Below are 22,971 nucleotides of genomic sequence, written 5' to 3' on the forward strand. Positions count from 1 at the left end.
TTGTAGAATTATCAAAATAATATAAATATTACAATTTGTTTAATGTGGCGCGAGTTTAAAGGGATTGTTGCTATGAGTGAAAATAATAGCGAGAACACAAACGAGAACACAAACGAGAACACAAACGAGAATGCGAACGACAATGCGAGCGAGCACAAAACCAACACGGTTGCGGCATTGTGCATTGCTCCTAGCGGAGTTGGCGACGAATTAAGCGAATACGTCGCGGACGCTGTGCAAGTTATTCGCAATTCTGGATTAAAAAACGAAACTAACGCAATGTTCACCAATATTGAGGGCGAATTTGATGACGTTATGCGCGTTGTTCGTGACGCAACTATGACGCTAGTTAATAAAGGCTACCGAACGGGCGTAATTCTAAAGCTAGATATTCGCCCTGGTTTCAGCGGCCAGATTGACGCAAAAGCAGCTCTTGTAGATAAAATTCTTAAAGAACGCAAAAACAACGAAGATTAAGCGCGTTTAAGCATTAAGCGTTTAAGCATTAAGCGTTTTTTACGCCGCCAAAACGTCGGTCGCGATGCGCATAACGGTCAATCGACCTCCATAGTGCTTCGCGGCCGTAATCTGGAAATAGTTCTGGCACAAAATCAAGCTCCGCATAGGACGCTTGCCAAGGCAAAAAGTTACTTGTGCGCTGCTCGCCGGAAGTGCGAATAACCAAATCACAATCTGGAATATCTGGATTGTACAAATGCTCAGCAATCATTTTTTCAGTAACACGATCGCCCTTAATTTTGCCGCTCTGAACTTCTTTAGCAATTTGCGCACACGCATCCGCAATTTCCGCTCGACCGCCATAATTTAAGCAAAAAACAACGTCAATAGTTTTGTTGTTTTTAGTGATTTCTTGAGCTTTTTCCAACTCGTCAATAACAGACTTCCACAATTTCGGGCGCCTTCCAGCCCAACGCACGCGCACTCCCCACTCGTTCATTTGCGCAACTCTGCGGTGAATAATATCCCTAGAAAATCCCATTAAAAAGCGCACTTCTTGCGGAGAACGCTTCCAATTTTCCGTAGAAAAAGTGTATAAGCTTAAGTAGCGCACTCCAGCTTCAATAGCGCCGGCAATAGTGTCAAAAACAACAGGCTCTGCAGCTTTGTGGCCTTCTGTGCGAATCATTCCGCGCTCTTTAGCCCAACGACCATTACCGTCCATAATCACGCCAACATGGCGAGGAACCTTACCCTTAGGAAAATCTGGTATGCGAGAAGGGTCACTAAAAGGAGCCGCCGGAATATTAAGCGAAGTATAATCCACATTTTCAAAAGCCATACTTAAGAATGTAACAACCCCAGCGAACGAATTGGACGCTCAAGATAATATTCAGCCCACAATTTGGTGCAATGAACAGTAGAAGAATCTATTGACACGCCGTCAATATAAAGCCAATTTCCTTGCAAAAGCGCGCATAATTGCAATCGCGTTTCGTTAGAGCAAATAATCGACTCAGGAGTGTGGTCGCTCGAGCACATCATTCCGCCTGCAGCTGGCGAAAAATAGCACAAGCCATCAGATTTTCCACAAACAACGCAAGTTTTTAAACGAGGCGACCAACCAGCAATCGAAAGCGCTCGCAAAACGTATGATATTCCAATAGCATCCGGCTTATGCTTATGTTTCGAAAGTGAAGATAAAGCTGCAGTAAGCAAACGATACTGCCCTGAAGTATCTTGATATTCGCGCATATACTCATCCGTATATTCGTTGGAAACTAGCAAATCTGCAACTTCCAACATAACATTCGCATACTCATACAGCGTATAATCTGCACAAATTTCGCCAGCATACGCATCAATCGAAACAGCTTGAGATACAACGTCTAAAGATTTGCCTTGCGCCAAAAGCACGTCAACGCGCATAAGAGGCTCAAGACGTCCACCAAAACGCGACTTAATGCGACGCACACCTTTCGCAACAGCACGAACTTTGCCATGCCGCTTTGTAAGGAGTACAAGAATCCTGTCTGCTTCACCCAAAGGAAAAGCACGAAGCACAACAGCTTCATCACGATATAACGGCATGAATCAAACTATTACAGTCGATTGCTATCGCTTGTGTCGTCGTCGCTATCGTCGTCATTAAAATCATTGGATTCATCCACATGACCCATAACAGGGAACGAAAGATCTGGAATATCCAAATTTAATGGCTTACTAGGCTCTAAATGCATAATAGGCATTGGAGGATTAGGAAGCGAAGTTCGATTCGCTGGAGCTGCAGGAGGGAAAGAAGGAATTGCAGAAGCAGAACTTTCGCTATCTGCAGGCTTAACAACATTACGATGATAAGTAGGAGCGAAAGAAGGAGGAATTACTGCAGGATTAGTTGTGTTTTGCATTACAGTAGCGCTTTGCAAAAGCTCATCATTGCTATCTGCATCATCAAGAGCATTCGAAGGTTTATTCGCTGAAGTATGAGGAGTAAAGATTGCGCGTTCAGACTGGTGCAAAGATTCGAAGGAATCGCTAGAAGCTTGATTGTTGTAATCAACAGGCGCAAAAATGCTTTGCTTGTCGTGATCTGGTACGCGAGGAACAGATTGAGCGCGCGTAACCTTAGGCAAAGCATCAACAGCTTGAGAATTATTTACAACATCAGCAGAATCTTCAGAAGATACGGAAGATACGGAAGACGCAGAATCTACATTTCCATTATTTACAAGAGCAGATTTAATTGCAGGACTAAATGATGGAGCAACTGCAGATTGTGCAAAATCAGTCTGTGCTACTTCAAAATTATTTGCAGATGCGGCTTGCATTTGAGGCTCAACACTCTGAAGCTGCGGCTGAGACTGAGGCTTAGGCTGAGGATTAGCCACAAAGCTAGCAGGAGCATAACTGCTAATATCAGCATCAACATACTGTTCTACTCGCTCAAAAGACTCAAGGCTACTAAGCAAACGTATGCAAGCATTCAAATAGTAATCAACTTGACGCTCGTCGTAACCATGCTTGCCAGTTTTTTGAGTGAAAATTACGTTAGAAACATACTCTGCATCAATATCTCGCAAAGTATCTTCGTCAGTCTCCCACTCAGGCTCGTGACCAAGCATAAACGCAATCTTATCAAGCGCTTGATCAACCATAATATCAACTTGCTTACGCGCATAAGAAGGACGTCTAGAAAGACCGCTGTCGAAACGATCGCGATAATCACGCTGAGCATGCTGAAGAAGTTTACGATATGTATCTTCAACGCGAGCTTTCCACACAACACGACCATATTGTGCAATCTCTCTTTCAGTGCATTTGTCTACAACTGCACGCTCCAAACGAGATAAAGCTGCATCTACCTGGCCAATAACATAACCATTGCGTTCAAGATCGAAAGAAACATCCTGAATATCTTGCTGTGTAAGTCGAGTATCTTCACTTTCATACAGAGTGTGCGCACGCTCTAGAAAAGCATTCACCTGCGAAACGTTATAGCCTAACTTACGCTTACCAACACGCTCCATACCTGAATTATTGCGAGCGGTACCAGGTTTTTGAGCCATCGAATATCGACCTCCTGAGCACATGTTCTTATTCAGTATACTGTACGCGATTGTTGAGACGCGCGCCACGCTTACGCGCATTCGTACATACCATCATGTATGTTTTTACTTTGTTGCAAACGGGCGATTAGCTCAGCTGGCTAGAGCGCCACCTTTACACGGTGGATGTCGGGGGTTCGAGTCCCTCATCGCCCACTTTCCGTTTGATTTAGATTCGTTTATATTTATTTGTTTTATTTATTTGTTTTATTTGCTTTACTTACTTGCTTTACTTACTTGCTTTACTTACTTGTTTTTATTTAGCACTGCAGCTTGGTAATTTATTTGCTCCGCGCCCAGAACCTATAGCTTTCAAAGCTTTATAAGCCTCATCAATAGTATTCACGCGCACAACTCGCAATCCTTCAGGAACATTATCAACTACTTCATCACAATTATCTTTAGGCGCTAAAAACCAAGTGGCTCCATCTCTTTTAGCTGCAATCATCTTTAAACGAATTCCGCCAATAGCACCAATTTTTTGCGATTTTTCAATAGTTCCAGTGCCAGCTATAGTTTTTCCGCCCGTTTCGTTTTCAGGCGTAAGCTTATCTAAAATTCCAAGAGTATACATCATTCCAGCAGAAGGACCGCCAATATCTTCAATATGCAAACCAACTTTTACACCATCCGTGTTGATTTTAAGATGCTTTTTTGCGTATTGAAGAGCAACTTTTTCCGCTACACTTTGCGAAGTATCCATTTCTTTAGTAGATTCTTTATCGTATTCGTCTGCAGTTTGATTTGCAGGCACAAGCGCTTCACGCGGAACTATTTCTCGCCTAGGATTCATCCAAGAAAAAAGCGCGTACGAAGTTGAAACTTCATAACCTGGAACTCCAGAAGTGTTAACAGTTAAAAGCAATAATTTACCAGTATCTTTATGCTCTTTTACTTTCTTACCGTTCAATCCACGCAATTTAATTACGGGAGTATTTGATAAAGATCCCAACACGTCTTGAGTCGGCCCCGGCTCCTCAACAACATAAGCGCTAGGAAGCATTAACGCAAATAACGCAACTACTACAATAAAAAGTCCTGCAAAATAACGGTAAGAATGCGATTCAAAATACGATATTATAAAACGCAGAAACTTCAACGATGCTCCACAAACCTTACGTAATGCATTATTAAACGCAGAAAACCCTAGCATGCTTGTATCATTACACAACCCCTCTAGTTTTAAAATGAGTTTATAACAATATTTACCTTATTTACCTTGCAAAACCACATTATCTAGTAGAATATTTAAGTATTAAGCAAATGAACACAACAAATGCACACAACATAAAAGCATTTGCCTTAAGTTCGTAGCACAAAGGATACACTCATGAATGATGATGCAATTCACCAATGGCTTATTGAATGCTTTGGGCCAATACAAGGCGAAGAAGCATGGAAACAGCTTGATCAACTTCCTTTTGAGCTACGTGAGCAACTATTAAATCAGACTCCAGATAAACTACCTAAGCCGGATGAAGTGCGCTCAATGATGCAAGCGTTCAGCGCTGGCGGATTAAATAATCCTCACGAAATGGAAGCAACGCTTGAAGAAGGGCCAATCAACCGAAAATTAGCGCAATCAATTGCTTTACAGCGCGCAACCGGAGATCAAGGTAACGTAAATGCAGAAGTGGCGGATGCTACGCGCCGTGCATTAAGTCAAGCAAACTTGTGGCTTGACATTACGTGCAAATTTAATCCTGCAAGCGGCACTCCTGCTGTGCTGTCACGCGCAGATTGGGTTGAAGAAACATTAGGAGCGTGGGTAAAATTCGCTAATCCTGTGGCAAAATCAGTGAATGAAGCGCTTACTTCTGTTATTGAAGAGCGATTCCAAGGCATTGACGATGCTGAAGTAAAGGGGCTTTTTGCAGGAGTTGTGCCGATTCCGCTGCCAGATGGAATGAATAATCCTGCGCAATTAATGAAATTACTTGGAAATACTTCGTTTGCTATGCAATTAGGGCAAGCTGCAGGCGAACTTTCGCATGAAGTTCATGGCAGTTTTGATCAAGGACTTGCTTTATTGCAAAATCCTGCTGGAGGATTAATTCCATACAATTGCATTGAGTACGCGAAAGTATGGGGATTAGAAATTACTGAAGTAATGAACTACTTGGCTTTGCGCGAAGCAGCTCACGCAAGACTGTTTGCGTCTGTGCCATGGTTGATGCCGCGATTTGAAGCGTTGATTATTAAGTATGCTAACGGAATAAGTATTGATTTGGAAGCTATGGAAGATCAGCTTCGAGATGTGGAAACAATGAATCCGGAAGCTATTTCGGGCGCTGTGAATTTGCAAAATATTGGCAATAACGATTCCGAAGAGCAGCGCCAAGCATTGCATAGTTTAGAAACCTTGCTTGCGCTTGTTGAAGGATGGGTTGATTGCGTTACATGGCAAGCTGGAATGGCACATATTGCGCATATTGAGCAGCTGCGAGAAATGATGCGACGCGAGCGCGCTGCAGGAGGACCTGCGGAAGTTACGTTTGAATCTCTACTTGGCTTGCATTTGCGCCCTCGCCGTATGCGAGAAGCAACACAATTGTGGGAAAAGCTTACTCGCGAGCGCGGTATTGAAGAGCGCGACAATTTGTGGAGTCACCCAGATTTGTTGCCAACTTTGCCGGAAGATGCGAATGAAGTAACAAAAGCAAAAGATAGTAGCGAAAATGCGGCAGAAATTGCGGCAGAAGATGCTGTAGAAGTTGCAGCAGAAGATATCGCAGCAGCTGCTGATAGCTTTACGAAGAACACTACGGAAAATTCTGAAAGCACTAAGGAAAGCGCTGCAGTAAACCAATCTAATCAATCTAATCAATCTAATCAATCTACTGAAAAATCTGAAAAAAGTAGCGAAAGTAGCGAAAGTAGCGAAAGTGCTACTGGCAGTGCCAAAAATACTCATATCGAAAAATCTTTTGAAAAATTAACAGAAGACGATTTGGGCGTAAACGATTGGGACGCAGAGCTTAGCAAGCTGCTAGAAGAAGACGCTCGCCAAAAGGAGCAAAGAAAAAACTCGGACGAAGCTAGCGAAGCCGACGGAAACGATAAAACTGACGGAAGTAACGGAAGTGACGGAAGTAACGGAAGTAACGGAGCTGACGAAAATTAAGCCAAAAATCGGCTAGGCGCTCGATTCATTCCAGTATTCGCATCTTTTCGAGACGCATAAGAAAGATGAAGCGTTTTTTCCGCTCGAGTTACAGCAACATACATAAGCCTGCGCTCTTCTTCTATATCTTCATCCGTAGAAGCAGAACCGAAAGGTATTAAACCTTCTGCGCAACCAATCACGTAAACATGCCCAAATTCCAAGCCCTTAACTGCATGAATCGTAGAAACTGTAACCGTTGAAATATCAGATGCTGCAAATACGTCAGATTGATTATGAGTACCTTCACCTTTAGAATCGTCTAAAACGCTTCGTTGCCAACCAACATCCCTGCGCACTCTATAAGGCAACTTAGCTGCTTTTAGCGCATTGCACACAACTTGCTGCTGCGCATTAGTTCGAGTCAGTATTGCGCACTCTCCCGGCTTAGCTATTCCGCTTTGTACAAGCTTACTAATTTGCTGCGCTACACCAAGCGCTTCGTCAATATCGGTAGCAAAAACTTGTTTCGTAACGCGAGCGCCACCATTACTAACTGCTTTTACTTTTACATAATCTTTTTTATACGGAGAAGACGAAAGCACGCGATTAGCGATACCAACTATGCGCTCTGTGGAACGGTAGTCCGTATTCAAACTAATATCGGCACTTATAGGAGAAAATTCTTGCGGAAAAGCAAGTAAATCATAACTACTTGCGCCTGCAAACGAGTAGATAGTTTGTGCAGGGTCCCCTACGACGCAAATATCGCGGTTTTGCCCCATCCACAATCGCAATAATTCGTGTTGCAAAGGAGATACGTCCTGATATTCGTCGACTGTAATCCAGCCGATTGATTGGCGAATGCGTCTAGAAGCTTCAGGAAAATTTCGCAAAATATGGCAGTCAAGCAGAAGAATATCGTTAAAATCGATGCAATTATGCGCATTTTTTTCGATTTCGTAAGCTTCGTAAACGTCAACAAACTGTTGCGGCTCCAATCCTGCAGGAGGCGTTCGATGCGTTGCAGCACACACGCGCAAATAATCATCCGGAGAAATTAAAGATACTTTTGCCCAATTAATTTCTGCTAAAATATCGCGAGTTTGCAACAAAGTCATATCCGCAAAATCTGGGTAGCGCTTAAGAGCTGCGGATATTATTTGCTTAGGATCGTCCATAATAAACGGAAAAGGCGCAGAACAAACATCGCTCCAAACGCTACGAATTTGTTGCAAAGCAGCCGAGTGAAAAGTTGCAACACAGCCAATATTTTCAACACCAAGAGACTCAATTCTAGAGCGCATTTCCGCAGCAGCTTTTACAGAAAAAGTAACTGCCAGCACTCGCTCAGGATCCCACTTACCGCTAGCACAAGCGTACGCAATTCGTCGCGTAATAGTACGCGTTTTACCAGCTCCAGCGCAAGCAATAATTCGCACTGGGCCTTCTACTGCTAAAGCCGCAGCACGTTGAGAATCATCCAACCCATCTAAAAGCGATTCTGGCGAAGTTACTTGCGAAGAATTCATATTTACTATTGTTGCAGTAGTAGAGACGCTTGTGCAAGCCAAATAAAAATATGTGGATAACTTACAAAAAATTGGCAAAATTTCGGTGCTTTGTATTACTGTGGGAGTGTGACACAACTCAGTAGATTCAAGTTGGCAGCACTGGCATCTGCAGCCATGCCCGAAGTACAGTTTGCAGGAACGCGCCAAAGTGAGCAGACTAATGCCACTGATACCGCAGCAGGAATTTCTCACGCCGTTGTGCAAGATGTTTCTGGTAAACTTTATGACGTTTTTATTAGTGCAGATAGCAAGGGACGCAAGCGTTTGCACGATAGAGCTCGCGCAGCATGGACTCTTGAACATAGCAAAGATTTAGCTGCACTTGGATTTGCTTACGATACTATGCTTACGTTTGTGCCAGGAAAGAAAGATACTCGCGAAAGTGCAGAAAATGGCGCAAACTCACACAGTGCAAACTCACACAGTGCAAATCGCATGTCTAGCATTATTGCAGACGAAAACAATGACGAAACAGTACTTATTTGCGAGCATCTCGAAGGAAGCGCGCGCGACTTGCGTCTTCTTACAACGGATGATTGCGCAAATGTTGGAACTGCAATCGGCGCAATTCACAGACTTCGCCCTAGTTTCGTAACTCGAGGAAAATATCCTGCTTTTACAACCGGCCAAATTCGCGCGCAATTAACTGGTTGGATTAAAAGACTTCGTCAAGCAGGTCATATTCCAACAGAAATTACCGACAGCTGGTCAAGAGTGTTGGAAACTGAAGGATTGTGGTCTTTTGAAACTTGCCCAGTACACGGCGGATTCATGGATGGCGATATTTTATTCGCAGGATCTACTATTACTGCTGTAACAAATTGGCAAAGCATGCAAATTAATGATCCTGCACGCGACTTGGCTTGGATTTTTGCAAAGCTTAACGAGCAACGTCGAAATGCGGTACTTTCTGCATATGGAAGAATGATGGGATCTCGTCTCGATAGTTTGATTATGCTTCGCGCGAATTTGTGGCTGCAAATGGAACAAGTTGGCGATTTTATTCAAGCTTTGCAACGCGCAGACAACACAAGCATTATGCGATTTAAGGCACAAGTTGAGCGCCTAGCTCACGAATTGACGCGTATTAATAACACTCAAGCTGCAAAATCTGCGCATAGTGCTTCTAATCCTGCTTCAACAATTACGGTTGGCACGCTTCTTGAAAATGACAATACGCAAAGCCGCCAAATTGCGCATAAAGGATTATCTCAAGACGCAAATGCTGCAAATGCTGGAAACTCGGCTAACGCGGGCAATTCTGACGAAACAAACGAACGAGATATTACAGTAGAAAAAAATGTTGCGTCCAATGATGATGCAACTAAGGATTCTACTCGAGATGCTATTCGAAATGCTTCTCAAGAGCACAACGCGGCTGAAAACGATAGCACTCACGAGAACACAGTTAAGTATGCTGTAACTGGAGCGTCGAATAGAAACGAAGACGCAAAATCTGCGCAACTTGCAGACGACACTGCAACGCAAGTTATTACGCATGTAGAAACTCAAGCAGCGCACGAAACAGCTGAAACTATTGCGCAATCTGCAACGAATTCTACAGAAAATTCTGGCGATAATAGTACAGAAGTTGCGGAAAACAAGGCTTCTACAGAGGAAGCAAAAGACGCAAAAGTTGAAGAAAATAAGGTTTCTGAAAATGAAAATAAACCAGAAACTGTTATTATTCCTCTACTTGAGCGCGAAGAAAAAGCAATGCGCGACGCGCAAGCAGATTTAGAAGAATAAAGGTTAAGAAAAACGAATAAAATAAGCGCGAAGTAAAAATGAGCGCGCACATAGGAGGATATATGCAAGTAGTGCTTGGCATAAAGAACGTTTCCGATTCAATTAAATTTGAAACCGAACAGAGCGCAGATGAAGTGCGCAAAACGATTAACGATTCCAAAGATATGCTTGAGTTTACGGACGTAAACGGACGCACGATTATGGTGTCTGCTTCGTCGTTGTCTTACGCGCTAATCGGCGACACGCCAAATCACACAGTAGGCTTCGGCGCCCTCAACTAATACGTAATAAAGAGTTTTAGAGTTTATAGCCGCGCAAAAGTATTTCGGACACTACTTCGCGGCTTGTTGTTTCTTCGCCTAAGCAATTAGGCTTTCCGGAACCATGCCAATCCGAGCCGCCTGTTACAAGCAAATCGCATTTTTGCACTAAAGCAAGCAAACGCTGACGCTGATCTTTAGAATTTCCGCGATGATACACTTCCAAACCGTCAAGACCAGCAGCCGCAAAGGATGTAATCTGAGCATCCGAAAGTAGCACGCGATTGCGCGAAGGATCCGCCGGATGCGCAATAACAACAACTCCCCCAGCGTGCTTAACAGCTTCAATCACTTCGCGAACATTCGGCGAAGGCGTTGGAATATAGTACGGACTTTGCGGAGAAACAGGACCCGCAAAAGCCTCGGAGCGCGTTTTAAAAACTCCAGCTTTAACTAAAGCATCCGCAATATGCGGCCTGCCAATTGTAGTTAAGTCACCAAGCTTAGCTTGCAACAAAACATCATCCCAAGTAATCGGAAAATCTTTAGATATGCGCTCAACCATGCGTTTAGTGCGTTCAAAACGTCGCTTACGAGTAAGCGCGAACATATTAACAATTAGAGAATCTTTAGGATTGTACTGGTATGCGAGCATATGCACGAATACGCCAGCATCTTCCGAAGTAATCTCAGAGCCGAACAGCACAGGCATATTCAAATCGCGAGCAGCTTGGCGAAAATCATCCCAACCTGCAGTCGTATCATGATCTGTAATAGCAACACCTTGCAAACCAGCGGCCCTAGCTTCACTAACTAAATCTGCTGGAGTTGCAGTTCCGTCAGAATACACAGTATGGCAATGCAAATCCCAACGATTATAATCGCCCGAAGTATGAGAGCGCGGATTGTTGGAAGAATCGTTACCCGACGTGTTGCTTTTCTTTACAGTCATATAATTATCGTAAACTGTGCTATGTAAAGCATGTTGTTGCAAACAACAAAAACAATTAGGAGAAGCAATGGCGCAAACCAGCACTGCACAAGAAAATTACGAAACCTCGCTGCGCGGATGGAGACACTCATCTTTGTGGACGTATGGCGTAATGCTATTCTTCTCTGCAGTGGCGCTTATAACATCGCTTATTCTTTCCGCAGAAACGCTTGCTTTGGCGCGCGCACCGAAAAAATTACTTAGCTGCGACTTTAACAGCGTGGTCTCCTGCTCTCGCGTTTCACAAGCTTGGCAGGCAGAAATTGTGAAATTCGGCGAATTAAGCTTCCCAAACGCATTCTTTGGAATTGCTGCAGAAAGCGTGTTTGTAACGCTTGCTGTTATTGGAATGATTCGCGTGTGCGTGCCGCGCTGGTTCGCAATCTGCACTTGGCTTGGCGGATTATGCGCTCTACTTTATGCCTACTGGCTGTTTTCGCAATCTATGTTTGTGATTCACGCGTTATGCCCGTGGTGCATTGTGCTTATGTTCTCCACAACCGTGCAATTTATGTCGCTAACGCATGCAAGCGTAAGTTCGCAAAAGCTGCTTATTCAGCGTTTTAATTGGATTGAAAAATATTATCGCTTAAGATACGACTTGCTTGTAGACGTGCTGTGGATTGCGGCGTTAGTTACGCTTATTTTAAGCCAGTATGCAAAAGTAATTTTTTAGTAAAATACTAAATCTCAAATATAAGACTACTTACACAAGCTTTTTGCAAGTTGCTGCATGCGCTCGCTAGTATCCGAATTAGTAAGCGTAATTGAGCCTTCCTGAGAATCGCTTGCAAGCTCATTATTAAGTTCCAATATTTTGCGAAGATGATTAATCGTGCCTTCGTTTCCGTCAACAATATTCGTGCGCGCAGGCAAAAATTCGCGGAAATAATCGCGGTAGAACACAAAATGCGTGCAGCCAAGCACAACCGAATCAATACTTTCTAAATCATACTCATCGAAATACTTGTGAAGAGCTGCAAAAACAATATTGCGATTATTAAGCTCCCCACGCTCAACAATACGCACTAAATCAGGGCAAGCTTGAGAAAAAATCGTATGATTTTTAGAAAAACGCTGCAGCAAATCCGCGAACTTGTGCTCGCGCAAAGTAAGCTCAGTTGCGGCCACAATTACGCGCTGAGACTCGCCTTTGCCTAAATCGCAAGCTAATTTAAGCGCCGGTTCCATACCTATGATAGGTATGCTGTAGTGTGCGCGCAAATCGTTCACAGCTGCGGAAGTGGCGGTGTTGCAAGCAATTACGATGGCTTTTACATTTAGACGAACAAAATGCTCAACAATTGCGAAGCTGAGCTTTTTAACCTCTTCAGGCGTTTTAATACCGTACGGCGCGTTGGCAGAGTCGCCAAAATAGATAATTCGCTCATGCGGAAGAGCAGCATGCAACTGACGAGCTACGGAAATGCCACCAAGCCCCGAATCAAAAACGCCAATTGCTGCCGACGATGCCATACACTACCTCCTAAAACGCTTACTATGGTAGTTGCGAGCCTCAACATACTAGGAAAACATACTACGAAATATATTGAATACTGCCATTTCTAATTATGGCAACTTCGCTAGCAACTTCTTGCACAACGCCAACATCATGAGTAATAAACAAGCATGCGTAACGGTATTTTTGTTGCAAATCATGTAATAAGTTAAGTACACAACGTTGCACTGTTACGTCAAGCGCAGAAGTTGGCTCATCCGCAATAAGCAGAGAAGGCTGTAAAATCAACGCTCGCGCAATACCTACGCGCTGTCGTTGACCTCCGGAAAGCTCGTGAGGGAAACGGCTTGCGAATTCAACTGGCACTTGTACTTGATTAAGCATTTCTTCAACGCGCTCTAAACGCTCATTGGCATCAAGATTCGTGTGTAAAAGTAACGGTTCTGCAATACTCCAGCCAATGGTTTTACGCGGATTTAGTGCGGAACCTGAATCTTGAAAAACGTATCCAATTCGCGATAATGCTTGGCGGCGAGCTTTACTGTTTAATCTGTTTAAGTTTTCTCCATTAAGTAGCACTAATCCTGAATTTGGTTTTATTTGTCCAGAAATAAGCTTTGCAATAGTGGTTTTTCCAGCTCCAGACTCCCCGACTAAAGCTAGTGTAGAGCCAGAGTTAATGCGCAAGTTTGCGTTAGCGAGAGCGAGCTTATTTGAATCTTTGCTAAAACGAGCATGCGAATACTTCACACTTACGCCTTGAACTTCAACTACTGGAGATTCAGATTCTGGAGATTCAGAAATATTTTTAGCAATATTCTTAGCAATCGCTTTTGCTACTTCTTCTATACTTTCATAAGAATCACCACTTGAAGCATATTGCATATCAAATTTAGGAACAGAATCTAGCAAAGTGCGCGTATATTCGTGCTTAGGATTCGCAAAAATATGCTGAACTTCGCCAGATTCAACAATATTCCCGCCTTGCATTACATACATTTCATCCGCGAGCGCGCGCACAACACTCATATCGTGCGTAATAATTAACACAGCAAGATGTAATTTCTCCGACAAATTACGTATAAGACGTAAAATATCTCGTTGCGTGGTGATGTCGAGTGCTGTTGTAGGCTCGTCTGCAATCAAAACTTGTGGACGATTTATTAAAGCCATAGCAATCATCGCACGCTGGAGTTGGCCGCCAGAAAGCTCATGTGGATAAGAACGATACACACGCTCAGCATCACTCAACTCAACCTCAAGAAGCTGCGAAATCACACGCTTCTTACGCTCTCTTTGGCTAAGTTTTCCTGCTTTTTCAGGATGATATATTAGCGATTCTTCTATTTGCTTGCCAATTGTTTTCACAGGATTAAACGCACTGGACGGCTCCTGAAAAATCATGCCAATCATTCCACCGCGAATCAGATCGTAAGGCGCATTTTCGCTTAGTAAATCTATGGCAGATTCGTTGGCATAAGTAGCGTTAAGAAGCGCGCTTCCTTCAACTTTCGCAGAGTCTGAAAGCAAACCCATAAGAGCCAGCGCAGTAAGCGACTTTCCGGAGCCGGACTCACCCACTAAAGCCGAAACTTCGCCCGCACTCATACGTAACGATACATCTCGCGTAATTTGACGGCCGCCAATCGAAATCGACATTCCGTCGACACTTATAACAACTTCTTCTTTCGCACCAGTCACAACTAATCACCTCTTCAAAGATACAGCGGCGTAATTTGGGTACGCAGGGAAACTTCCGATGTAGAAATTCTCCACGCCACTTCCGTGAATAAACGTATTATGCGAGTAAATAAGCGGCACAACCGGAGAATCAGCCATAATAGTGCGGTCTGCTTGCTGCCACAATTTTTCCGCTTCGTGCGAGTCAACAGTTTGTATTGCTTTTCTAAGCAGGGCATCTACTTTAGGATTTTCGTAGCGAGAAATATTCCAGTTACCGCCGCCAATTTGCGAAGAATCAAAAAGTGGACCCAAATTGGCGTAAGCAGAAGGAAAATCAGGCTGCCACGAAGCCAAAGCCAAATCGTAATCTCCGGAATTTGACGTGATTGCATCCGTAAAGTTTACTGCGTCAACAGTTTTAATCGTCACTTTAATACCAGCTCGCTTTAAACTTGATTGCACAGAAGATGCCACTTGCGTTTGATCCGGACGAGCAATCAGAATCAATTTAATATCAGTTTTACCTGATTTTTTCAACAGTTGTTTAGCTTTCTCAACGTCTCCGCGTGGATCTGTAGCATACAAATTAAACTGCTTCCTGCCCGAAATACCAGGCGTAATAAGCGTTGTTGCAAAACCGCCAGCAATTGAGCCGCCCTTCGCCGTGCGGTACGACTGCTTATCAACCGCATACTGAACTGCCTTGCGAACATTGACGTCCGTTATTCTGCGCGTATTCATAGCCAAATATTCAAGAGCACCGTCACTACTTGTAATGAGCAAGCTTCGTGACTTAGGGTTTGCTTGAGCCTGCGCAAGCTGAGCAGGCGGCACGAAATCAGCCAAAAATGCGGATTTTGTATCCGAATTTCCTTGAATCATCGACTGAGCCGCAACAGTAGCATCCGAACCAAGCTTCCAAACAATCTCATTAGGACCGGCTGTGCGAATGCTGTCAAGCTTTGAATCCCAATACTTATTACGCTGCATAACAACTTTTTTGCCGACTTCGTTTTGCACAATTCGGTATGGTCCGGAAGCTTTAGGATGCTTTGAATACGTTTGCGCGTCGCCAGAATTCGCTGGAACTGGCACAAATGCTGCCAAAGACGCAACCCAAGGCCAATCTGCAAACGGAGCTTTTAAGTGGAAAATAATAGTTTGATCGTCTGGAGTTTCAATGGAATCAAGCGACTTTCCACTAAAAGGACCGTCATAATTTTCTCCACCAACAAGAAGAGTCTTATGGTAGCTAAAACCGCCGCTTAAAGAATCAGCAAAAGAGCGCTCAATGCCGAATTTAATATCGCGCGAAGTAATCTCACTTCCATCTTCGTACTTGACACCCTTCTTAAGCGTGTACTTCCAAGTTTTGCCGCCGTCGCTTGTGGTGCCGGTATCCGTTGCTAAATCTGGAACAACGCGCGTTTTGTCGACTGAATTTGGACTCACTTTCCAAGTTGTAAGCGCGCGGAATATGAAATTATTCGACGTAATCGGCAAACCTTGGCTACGAGCTGGATCGAAATTCATATTGGTATTCGACGTAAATACTGTAAGACTGCCACCTTTTTGCGGATTGGAATTTAGCACGGAAGCGTTGGTAACGCTAGATTTTGTAGAGCTGGCACTTCCGCAAGCAGAAAGTGAAAGTAACGAGAGTAGCGAAATCGGAAGCAACGAAAAAGCTGCAAGCGACGCAACAAACTTCTTCGAAATTGCAGTCACGCTTGAAGTTACGACTGAAGTTATGCCTGAATCTTTGTTTGTATTTTTATTTGTAGTTTTAGTTGCAGTTTTAAAAGTGAACATAATAATCCCCTTATATTTATTAGTATTTTTTAAATTTGTAATTTGACTCTTCAAAATGTCAACTATCGACTTAATCCCGATTTTCTATTTACGTGCATGTACAGAAAAAATCGTTTTTTAGCGAGATTTTGTTATTTTCTTTACACAGCAGTAAAGAAAATGTCGCTTATGAAGCTTTTGAAGAGTTATGTTAATTTATGAGCACGCGAATCCACTAACAGACTGCGGCACGAGGATCGACGAAACGATAACAGATGTCAACCACAAGATTCGCAACAATCACAAGCGCAGCCGCAAACAGCGTCACACCAACCAGCACTTGCAAATCAAGATTTTTCACCGAATCAAGAAGCAGCGAACCCAAACCTTGCATAGAGAAAACGCTCTCAGTTATTACAGCACCGCCAAGCAAACCGCCCAAATCCAAGCCAAACATAGTCAGCACAGGAAGCATCGCATTAGGCATCGCGTGACGCGTTATAGCTTTCGAACGCGGCATGCCCTTAGCTAAAGCAGTACGCATATAATCCTGCTGCAACTCGTCAAGCATGTGAGCGCGAGTAAGTCGCGTATAGTATGCCGCGTTAAGAAGCGCCAAAACAAGCCACGGAAGAAGCAAATGCTGAAGCCAATCTAAAGGACTTTCCGCAAAACTTATGTAACCACCCGTAGGAAAAATCGGCAAATAAACTGCAAAAGCAAGTATTGCAAGCATTCCAATTAAATACGCTGGAGATGAAATCCCTACAGACGAAAGCGCTCGAAGCGCGCGGTCAATAAAAGATCCTTCTTTTGCAGCAGAAATAACTCCAGTTGCAACGCCCACAGTAAGCCAAAGAACCGCAGCACCAGTTGCCAACGAAGCGGTTACCACAAAACGACTCATAATAAGATTAGTTACAGGCTCGTTTAGCGCAAACGACCATCCTAAGCATGGACCAGCGCACACGATAGTAGCTCCAGAACTATCTGTGAACACGCGCCCGAAGAATATGCCACGAATATAACTGCCAAGTTGCTCATACCATGGCGCATCAGTTCCCATAAAAGCGGAAACTCGTGCCAAACGTTCAGGCGTGCAAGGCTTTCCGCAAGCAAGTTGCGCAGGATTGGCAGGAAGCATAAAGAAAATAAGGAATAGCACTACTGCAATCAGCGTTAAAACAAGTATTGCGCTTGCTGCGCGCTTGCCAATAAAAACAAGAAAATCGGAAATCTTGCCGATTAATCGCGAATTGGCAGCAGATTTATTAATGCTGATTTTCGGTGTATTGATTATATTTTGTTGCGCACTTTGCGCATTCTGCGTATTTTGAGTATTTTGCTTGTTACTCATTCCGTCACCGCCTTTTTGGAAGCTCGCGGCTGAAGAGCACTAGCCAAACCGTCGCCAACAAGATTAAAGCCGAAAGTAAGCAAGAACAGCGCAATTCCAGGGAAAAGAAGATACCAAGGATCAACCAAAACCCACTGAACTGCGTCCGCAATAGCGCGTCCCCACGAAGGCGAAGGCGGATTCATGCCCACACCAAGGAACGACAACGCAGCCTCCGCTCCAATGCGACCAGGAATAAGAAAAGTCACATTCACCAAAAGAAGAGGCAACATATTCGGCATTATCTGCTCACGCAAAATATGCCATGTGTTCGCACCCATTACGTAAGAAGCCACAGTGAAATTGCGAGATTTTAGCGAAAGCGTTTGCGCTCTAACCAAACGCGCAATACTTGGCCATCCAAAAAAGCCTAAAACAAGTATTAGTAGAAGCGGACGCGGAAAATCTTGCGGCACAACAGCAGACAAAGCAATCGCAAAAATCAGGAATGGGAAACCGAAGAACACGTCCATTGTGCGCGAAAGCAAAGCATCTGCAAAACCACTGAAATACCCTGCAATCATGCCGATTAGAATGCCAAGAAATAGCGAAATTACAGTAGAAGCGACGCCAATTCCAAGAGATACGCGTGCTCCATGCGAAATAATCGCGAAAATATCAAGACCACGAAGCGGAGTTACACCGAACCAATGTTGGAAACTAATACCCCCCTGGCCTACTGGAACTGAGTTGGAATCTAATATTTCCGGATGCTCAGAGTAAGGATTATTGCCAGTAATTGTTGTAAAAACGTCGGCAAAAATAGCCAAAATCGCAAAAATAGCAATAATTACAGTTCCAGCAACAATGCCGGTATTAGTTCTTGCAAGAACGGTGACGCCAGATGAATCACGCTTATAGCGTGAACGAAATACACCGACCCTTCTCATCTTTACTCATTTCGTCACCTGCACTTTCTTTTTGAATATCATGCAATATAAATTAACGCAAAATACAAATCGAGTAAAAATTTGTATTGTTGTCTTATCGACACTATAGGAACCCATAGAAAACGGGGTGTCGCATTGCCCTTGCTTGAAGCTGCATTGTGCGCTTCAAGCAAGCTCAATGCGGTAGCGCTTGCTCAATATGGAAAGCCCAGTGGGCTTTCCATGCAAGCGCGCACTCGATTACGCTTTCTTTATTCTCTTAAGAAAGCGTAATCTGACGACCAACAATCCAATAAGACAAGAATACAATTGACTCGCTTTTCGCTTAAGCGTAGCGCGAAAAGCGACCCAATGCGGCAGCCCTTGCTTCTATAAATAGCCTTTAACCACAATGCGTAAAAAATCTAGGAAAGCCGACTTAAAGCATTTACTATACCTAATACAAAACAACAATCATTAAAAATAGTTTCAATTGATGCTATTTTACGTTAAAATAGACGATAGAAGGTGAGTATGAATTTTGAATACGATCCTGCAAAAAGCTTAAAAAATTTAGCTAAACATGGTATCAGTTTCAAAAGAGCCCAAATACTTTGGAACAATGAAACAGCTGAAATCGAATCCAAAAATTCAGGCAATGATGACTCTCGCTACTTAGTTTTTGGAAAGATAAACGGCAAACATTGGACTGCAGTAATAACAAAAAGAAATAATAGAATTCGCATTATTTCTGTAAGAAGATCGCGTAAAAATGAGGAGCAATATTATGAAAAACACCACAAAAAGTAGAGAAATAAGCGGAGAAGAAATTGATAGAAAATTCGATAACGGCGAAGACGTACTTGAGTACTTTGATTTGGAGCATCCAATTATAGAGAACCACTCGAACGAACAAAAGCACGTCACTTTTATTATGCCTGAATGGATATTTAGAATAATGAAATTCTTTAGAGTAGCTACAACACGGTAGCCAAATAAAAGAAATAAAACTAAATATAAAACAAAACGTGCCGACGTATATGAACTATACACCGGCACGTTTTTGTTTAGTTAACTAAGATTTACGAAATACTTAAGCTACGCGCACTTAAGACTTACGCTAAGCTCAGTTGCGCTAGAATCAGCCTCAACAACTTCGAAGCTCGTAGCCAAAGTCTCCTCCGCAATCAAATCACGGAACTGCTCAACTTTAGCAACGTCCGAAGCTGGAACGCTCAAAGTCAAAGCGATTCGGTCAGTAACATCCAAACCGTTCTCCTTGCGCGCATCTTGAACAGCGCGAATAGCATCACGAGCGTAACCTTCAGCAAGCAAATCGCTAGTCAAAGCAGTGTCGAGCATAACGAAACCGCCAGTTGGCATAGCAACAGAAGCAGTATTTTGAGCTACTTGAGCATCCGAAGACTCAACGCGATTTACAAGCTCATACTCGCCTTCAACAAGCGCAACTTCGCCGTTTTCAGTATTAACAACAGGAGCGCCAGACTCGTCAACTCGCCAATCACCACTCTTAGAAGCCTTAATAGCAAACTGCACTTGCTTACCCAAACGAGGACCAGCAGCGCGAGCATTCACCTTAAGTTCGTGAACAATCTTCAAACCGTGTTCGCTTGCGTCTTGCAAAGTGCAGAATGTAACATTCTTCACGTTAAGCTCGCGCTCAAGCACCTGCTCGTAAGGCTCAACAGCAGCAGTATTTTCTGCAACAACAGTCAAGTTTGCCAACGGCTGGCGCACGCGCAACTGCTCCGCCTTACGAAGCGAAAGCGCAGAAGACACAACCTCGCGAACCTTATCCATAGCAGCAACCAAAGCATCGTCGTGTGCAAGAACAGCACCAAGCTCAGTCACTTCGCCAGCCTTAGGATTTGCTTCGCCATCCGAAAGCATTTGAGGCTCAACAAGATACGGCCAGTCAGCCAAATGCACGGATTCGCCGCCAGTAAGACCACGCCACACAGCCTCCGCTTCCATTGGAGCAAGAGGAGCAATCACACGCATAAACGCTTCCAAAACAGTGTAAAGCGTGTTGAAAGCAGCTTCGTCCTCATTCCAGAAGCGGTCACGGCTGCCACGAATATACCAATTCGTAAGTACGTCAATGAAGTCGCTAACTGCCGCGCAAGCATCGCTAATAGCAAACTCGTTCAAGCATTTTTCAACTCGCTCAACAAGCAAACGCGTGCGAGCAAGCAAGTAACGATCCATATTGCAAAGACCTGCAACCTCATCCGCACGAAGGCGACGAGCATCGTAACCCTTGCCACCGTTTGCAGCATTCGCATACAGCGTGAAGAAGTAGTACGAGCTCCAAACTGGAAGCATAACCTGGCGAACCGTATCCCTAATGCCGTCGGCAGTAACAATCAAATTACCGCCGCGCAAAATTGGCGAAGACATAAGGAACCAGCGCATTGCATCCGAACCGTACTCGTTGAAAACGCCGTTCACATCCGGGTAATTGCGCAAATGCTTACTCATCTTCTGGCCATCGGAACCAAGCACAATGCCGTGGCAAATCACGTTCTTAAATGCTGGGCGGTCGAAGAGAGCCGTAGCCATAATGTGAAGCGTGTAGAACCAGCCGCGAGTCTGACCAATATATTCAACGATGTAATCGCATGGGAAGTGCTCTTCGAAGAATTCCTTATTTTCAAACGGATAATGGAACTGTGCGAAAGGCATGGAACCGGACTCAAACCAGCAGTCGAGAACATCCGTAATGCGGTGCATTTGCGACTTTCCAGTAGGATCGTCCGGATTTGGACGAGTAAGACGATCGATATACGGGCGATGCATATTCACATTGCCATCGTCGTCGCGAGGATAGTCGCCAAAATCAGCCTTAAGCTCATCCAACGAACCGTAAACGTCTACGCGAGGATACTTTGGATCGTCACTCACCCACACTGGAATTGGCGAACCCCAGAAGCGGTTACGGCTAATCGACCAATCGCGAGCGTTAGAAAGCCACTTACCAAACTGGCCGTCCTTAACGTTTCCAGGAATCCAATTAATCTCCTGATTAAGCTCAAGCAAGCGCTTCTTAATCTTCGTAACGGACACAAACCAGCTAGAAACAGGCTTGTAAATAAGCGGAGTTGCGCAACGCCAGCAGTGAGGATAGCTGTGCACGTAGCTTTTTTCTTGGAATAGCAACGCGCGCTGATCTTCCGGCATTTGAGCAAGCGGACCGTCTCCTGCACGCAAGTTACGCAAAATTGGCAAGTTCGCGTCGAAAACGTACAAGCCTTCATAATCTGGGCAGTCGCTTGTAAACTTGCAGCCTGCGTCGAGCACGTCAACGCTGCGAATTTCGTGCGCGTTAAGCGTGTTCATATCGTCCTCGCCGTAAGGAGCCTGGTGAACAAGGCCAGTACCTTCAGCGGTATCAACATAATCTGCTGTAAAAATCGTAAAAGCGTTAGGACCAGGAGTGCCACCTTCAGCGAGCGCAGAATCGCTTGCAAAGTATGGGAAGACTGGATAGTAACGCCAGCCGGCCATCTCAGCACCCTTAAGTTCGCGCACAACCTCGTAGTTTTCGCCAAGTTCCTTAGTGTAGGATCCGAGCAAAGGCTTGCCGATGTAGAACTTCTTACCAGCGAACTTGCCTTCGGTTGGGCGAACTTCCACGTAGTCGATGTCTGCGCCGACTACGATTGCGAAGTTTGTTGGAACTGTCCAAGGAGTAGTGGTCCAGAATACTGCGTAAGCGTCGGCTTCGTCGCGAAGCTTAACAGCGACGGAAACGGTGGTATCTTGACGATTCTGGTAAACGTCCGCATCCATACGAAGCTCGTGGGCGCTGAGCGGAGTCTGATCCTTCGGGCAGTACGGAAGCACGCGGTAGCCCTTGTAAGCCAAGCCCTTATCGTAAAGCTGCTTAAATGCCCACATAACGGATTCCATGTATGGAATGTTCAGCGTTTTGTAGCCGCGCTCGAAATCAACCCAGCGCGCCTGACGATGCACGTAGTTTTGCCATTCGTTGGTGTACTTCAAAACGCTGGCACGGCAAGCATCGTTGAACTTTGCGATGCCCATTTTTTCGATTTGCTCAACCGACTCGATGCCGAGTTCCTTCTGCGCTTCCAACTCTGCAGGAAGACCGTGAGTATCCCAACCAAAAACGCGGTTTACTTTGCGTCCGCGCATAGTCTGATAGCGCGGAACAACGTCTTTTGCGTAGCCTGTGAGCAAGTGGCCGTAGTGAGGAAGACCGTTTGCGAATGGAGGGCCATCGAAGAACACGAACTCGTTTTGGCTACCTTTGCCGGACGGACGGTATTCGATTGACTTGCGGAAAGTATTGTTTGCATCCCAGTACTGAAGAACAGATTCTTCAAGCTTTGGGAAGGAAGGATTTGGTGCAACTTGCGCTCCGGCGCTTTCTTGCGTTGATGCAGAAACACTTACCTTTGGATATACGTGATTTGCGGACGCGTTTGCTGCTGGATTAGTGGATTCGCTCACTGTGCTCTCCTCGCTCAACAGGGTGAATATTTCCCT

19 protein-coding genes and 1 tRNA gene are annotated in these 22,971 nt (G+C 44.4%); 8 read left to right on the forward strand and 12 right to left on the reverse strand.

The window, feature by feature from the left end; genetic code table 11:
• Positions 1–72: 72 nt before the first annotated feature.
• Positions 73–477, forward strand: coding sequence for an MTH1187 family thiamine-binding protein (locus tag ACTJLE_RS05430; protein WP_481267774.1), 405 nt, complete (start codon positions 73–75; stop codon positions 475–477).
• Positions 478–505: 28 nt separating this feature from the next.
• On the opposite strand, the gene ACTJLE_RS05435 is transcribed toward ACTJLE_RS05430, so the two are convergent.
• Genes ACTJLE_RS05435 through ACTJLE_RS05445 form a run of 3 tightly spaced genes read right to left on the reverse strand, consistent with a single transcriptional unit; the run spans position 506 to position 3,524 of the window.
• Positions 506–1,300, reverse strand: coding sequence for an isoprenyl transferase (locus ACTJLE_RS05435; protein WP_119486817.1), 795 nt, complete (start codon positions 1,298–1,300; stop codon positions 506–508).
• A gap of 2 nt (positions 1,301–1,302) precedes the next feature.
• Entirely contained in the window at positions 1,303–2,049 is a 747-nt protein-coding gene (recO, locus tag ACTJLE_RS05440; RefSeq protein WP_481267775.1) for a DNA repair protein RecO, read from the reverse strand.
• An 11-nt stretch (positions 2,050–2,060) separates the two neighbouring features.
• The gene (locus tag ACTJLE_RS05445; protein WP_481267776.1) at positions 2,061–3,524 is read right to left on the reverse strand and encodes a DivIVA domain-containing protein; all 1,464 of its coding nucleotides are present in this window, start codon (positions 3,522–3,524) and stop codon (positions 2,061–2,063) included.
• A gap of 121 nt (positions 3,525–3,645) precedes the next feature.
• On the opposite strand from ACTJLE_RS05445, the gene ACTJLE_RS05450 reads away from it, so the two are divergent.
• Positions 3,646–3,719 (forward strand) — tRNA-Val (locus tag ACTJLE_RS05450).
• A 100-nt stretch (positions 3,720–3,819) separates the two neighbouring features.
• Here the strand turns inward: ACTJLE_RS05450 and ACTJLE_RS05455 are convergent.
• Complete coding sequence (locus tag ACTJLE_RS05455; RefSeq protein WP_481267777.1) at positions 3,820–4,716, reverse strand: YlbL family protein; 897 nt, start codon at positions 4,714–4,716, stop codon at positions 3,820–3,822.
• Between the two features lie 177 nt (positions 4,717–4,893).
• On the opposite strand from ACTJLE_RS05455, the gene ACTJLE_RS05460 reads away from it, so the two are divergent.
• Entirely contained in the window at positions 4,894–6,687 is a 1,794-nt protein-coding gene (locus tag ACTJLE_RS05460) for a zinc-dependent metalloprotease (protein WP_481267778.1), read from the forward strand.
• On the opposite strand, the gene ACTJLE_RS05465 is transcribed toward ACTJLE_RS05460, so the two are convergent.
• Positions 6,684–8,198, reverse strand: a complete 1,515-nt coding sequence (locus tag ACTJLE_RS05465) for an ATP-dependent helicase (RefSeq protein WP_481267779.1) — start codon at positions 8,196–8,198, stop codon at positions 6,684–6,686. The two genes, ACTJLE_RS05460 and ACTJLE_RS05465, sit on opposite strands and share 4 nt — an antisense overlap.
• A 156-nt stretch (positions 8,199–8,354) precedes the next feature.
• Here ACTJLE_RS05465 and ACTJLE_RS05470 point away from each other — a divergent pair, with 156 nt between their 5' ends.
• Both ACTJLE_RS05470 and ACTJLE_RS05475 read left to right on the forward strand, forming a co-directional pair.
• Positions 8,355–9,989 (forward strand): phosphotransferase, encoded by a 1,635-nt coding sequence (locus ACTJLE_RS05470; RefSeq protein WP_481267810.1) that lies wholly within the window; start codon positions 8,355–8,357, stop codon positions 9,987–9,989.
• 62 nt (positions 9,990–10,051) lie between these two features.
• Positions 10,052–10,270 carry a DUF3107 domain-containing protein gene (locus ACTJLE_RS05475; protein WP_481267780.1) on the forward strand — a complete coding sequence of 73 codons (219 nt, stop codon included), beginning with the start codon at positions 10,052–10,054 and terminating at the stop codon, positions 10,268–10,270.
• Positions 10,271–10,286: 16 nt separating this feature from the next.
• On the opposite strand, the gene ACTJLE_RS05480 is transcribed toward ACTJLE_RS05475, so the two are convergent.
• Positions 10,287–11,201: a PHP domain-containing protein gene (locus tag ACTJLE_RS05480; RefSeq protein WP_481267781.1), complete on the reverse strand. Its 915-nt coding sequence runs from the start codon at positions 11,199–11,201 to the stop codon at positions 10,287–10,289.
• 67 nt (positions 11,202–11,268) lie between these two features.
• On the opposite strand from ACTJLE_RS05480, the gene ACTJLE_RS05485 reads away from it, so the two are divergent.
• Entirely contained in the window at positions 11,269–11,916 is a 648-nt protein-coding gene (locus ACTJLE_RS05485) for a vitamin K epoxide reductase family protein (RefSeq protein WP_481267782.1), read from the forward strand.
• A 26-nt stretch (positions 11,917–11,942) separates the two neighbouring features.
• On the opposite strand, the gene murI is transcribed toward ACTJLE_RS05485, so the two are convergent.
• From murI to ACTJLE_RS05510, 5 genes are all read right to left on the reverse strand, one after another.
• Positions 11,943–12,716: a glutamate racemase gene (murI, locus tag ACTJLE_RS05490; RefSeq protein ID WP_481267783.1), complete on the reverse strand. Its 774-nt coding sequence runs from the start codon at positions 12,714–12,716 to the stop codon at positions 11,943–11,945.
• 61 nt (positions 12,717–12,777) lie between these two features.
• Positions 12,778–14,358, reverse strand: coding sequence for a nickel ABC transporter ATP-binding protein NikE (nikE, locus tag ACTJLE_RS05495; RefSeq protein ID WP_481267811.1), 1,581 nt, complete (start codon positions 14,356–14,358; stop codon positions 12,778–12,780).
• 48 nt (positions 14,359–14,406) lie between these two features.
• The gene (locus ACTJLE_RS05500) at positions 14,407–16,194 is read right to left on the reverse strand and encodes an ABC transporter substrate-binding protein (RefSeq protein WP_481267784.1); all 1,788 of its coding nucleotides are present in this window, start codon (positions 16,192–16,194) and stop codon (positions 14,407–14,409) included.
• 214 nt (positions 16,195–16,408) lie between these two features.
• Entirely contained in the window at positions 16,409–17,530 is a 1,122-nt protein-coding gene (locus tag ACTJLE_RS05505; protein ID WP_481267785.1) for an ABC transporter permease, read from the reverse strand.
• Positions 17,527–18,459 (reverse strand): ABC transporter permease, encoded by a 933-nt coding sequence (locus tag ACTJLE_RS05510; RefSeq protein ID WP_481267786.1) that lies wholly within the window; start codon positions 18,457–18,459, stop codon positions 17,527–17,529. Before ACTJLE_RS05510 ends, ACTJLE_RS05505 begins: the two co-directional genes overlap by 4 nt.
• 513 nt (positions 18,460–18,972) lie before the next feature.
• Between ACTJLE_RS05510 and ACTJLE_RS05515 the strand changes: the two genes are divergently transcribed.
• Together ACTJLE_RS05515 and ACTJLE_RS05520 are read left to right on the forward strand one after the other, a co-directional pair.
• Positions 18,973–19,248 carry a BrnT family toxin gene (locus ACTJLE_RS05515; RefSeq protein WP_119486831.1) on the forward strand — a complete coding sequence of 92 codons (276 nt, stop codon included), beginning with the start codon at positions 18,973–18,975 and terminating at the stop codon, positions 19,246–19,248.
• Positions 19,226–19,429, forward strand: a complete 204-nt coding sequence (locus ACTJLE_RS05520; protein ID WP_481267787.1) for a hypothetical protein — start codon at positions 19,226–19,228, stop codon at positions 19,427–19,429. Before ACTJLE_RS05515 ends, ACTJLE_RS05520 begins: the two co-directional genes overlap by 23 nt.
• Positions 19,430–19,536: 107 nt before the next feature.
• Here the strand turns inward: ACTJLE_RS05520 and ileS are convergent, their stop codons facing one another.
• On the reverse strand, positions 19,537–22,935 hold the full coding sequence (gene ileS / locus ACTJLE_RS05525; protein ID WP_481267788.1) for a mupirocin-resistant isoleucine--tRNA ligase: 3,399 nt from the start codon (positions 22,933–22,935) through the stop codon (positions 19,537–19,539).
• Positions 22,936–22,971: the final 36 nt, after the last annotated feature.

This window comes from Gardnerella sp. CCPDSM (assembly GCF_056754715.1).

Excerpts from the sequence above, each read along its gene's own strand:
- ACTJLE_RS05430 (WP_481267774.1), top strand. The coding sequence starts at position 73 with ATGAGTGAAAATAATAGCGAGAACACAAACGAGAACACAAACGAGAAC.
- ACTJLE_RS05435 (WP_119486817.1), bottom strand. The coding sequence starts at position 1,300 with ATGGCTTTTGAAAATGTGGATTATACTTCGCTTAATATTCCGGCGGCT.
- recO (WP_481267775.1), bottom strand. The coding sequence starts at position 2,049 with ATGCCGTTATATCGTGATGAAGCTGTTGTGCTTCGTGCTTTTCCTTTG.
- ACTJLE_RS05445 (WP_481267776.1), bottom strand. The coding sequence starts at position 3,524 with ATGGCTCAAAAACCTGGTACCGCTCGCAATAATTCAGGTATGGAGCGT.
- ACTJLE_RS05455 (WP_481267777.1), bottom strand. The coding sequence starts at position 4,716 with ATGCTAGGGTTTTCTGCGTTTAATAATGCATTACGTAAGGTTTGTGGA.
- ACTJLE_RS05460 (WP_481267778.1), top strand. The coding sequence starts at position 4,894 with ATGAATGATGATGCAATTCACCAATGGCTTATTGAATGCTTTGGGCCA.
- ACTJLE_RS05465 (WP_481267779.1), bottom strand. The coding sequence starts at position 8,198 with ATGAATTCTTCGCAAGTAACTTCGCCAGAATCGCTTTTAGATGGGTTG.
- ACTJLE_RS05470 (WP_481267810.1), top strand. The coding sequence starts at position 8,355 with ATGCCCGAAGTACAGTTTGCAGGAACGCGCCAAAGTGAGCAGACTAAT.
- ACTJLE_RS05475 (WP_481267780.1), top strand. The coding sequence starts at position 10,052 with ATGCAAGTAGTGCTTGGCATAAAGAACGTTTCCGATTCAATTAAATTT.
- ACTJLE_RS05480 (WP_481267781.1), bottom strand. The coding sequence starts at position 11,201 with ATGACTGTAAAGAAAAGCAACACGTCGGGTAACGATTCTTCCAACAAT.
- ACTJLE_RS05485 (WP_481267782.1), top strand. The coding sequence starts at position 11,269 with ATGGCGCAAACCAGCACTGCACAAGAAAATTACGAAACCTCGCTGCGC.
- murI (WP_481267783.1), bottom strand. The coding sequence starts at position 12,716 with ATGGCATCGTCGGCAGCAATTGGCGTTTTTGATTCGGGGCTTGGTGGC.
- nikE (WP_481267811.1), bottom strand. The coding sequence starts at position 14,358 with ATGTCGATTTCGATTGGCGGCCGTCAAATTACGCGAGATGTATCGTTA.
- ACTJLE_RS05500 (WP_481267784.1), bottom strand. The coding sequence starts at position 16,194 with ATGTTCACTTTTAAAACTGCAACTAAAACTACAAATAAAAATACAAAC.
- ACTJLE_RS05505 (WP_481267785.1), bottom strand. The coding sequence starts at position 17,530 with ATGAGTAACAAGCAAAATACTCAAAATACGCAGAATGCGCAAAGTGCG.
- ACTJLE_RS05510 (WP_481267786.1), bottom strand. The coding sequence starts at position 18,459 with ATGAGAAGGGTCGGTGTATTTCGTTCACGCTATAAGCGTGATTCATCT.
- ACTJLE_RS05515 (WP_119486831.1), top strand. The coding sequence starts at position 18,973 with ATGAATTTTGAATACGATCCTGCAAAAAGCTTAAAAAATTTAGCTAAA.
- ACTJLE_RS05520 (WP_481267787.1), top strand. The coding sequence starts at position 19,226 with ATGAAAAACACCACAAAAAGTAGAGAAATAAGCGGAGAAGAAATTGAT.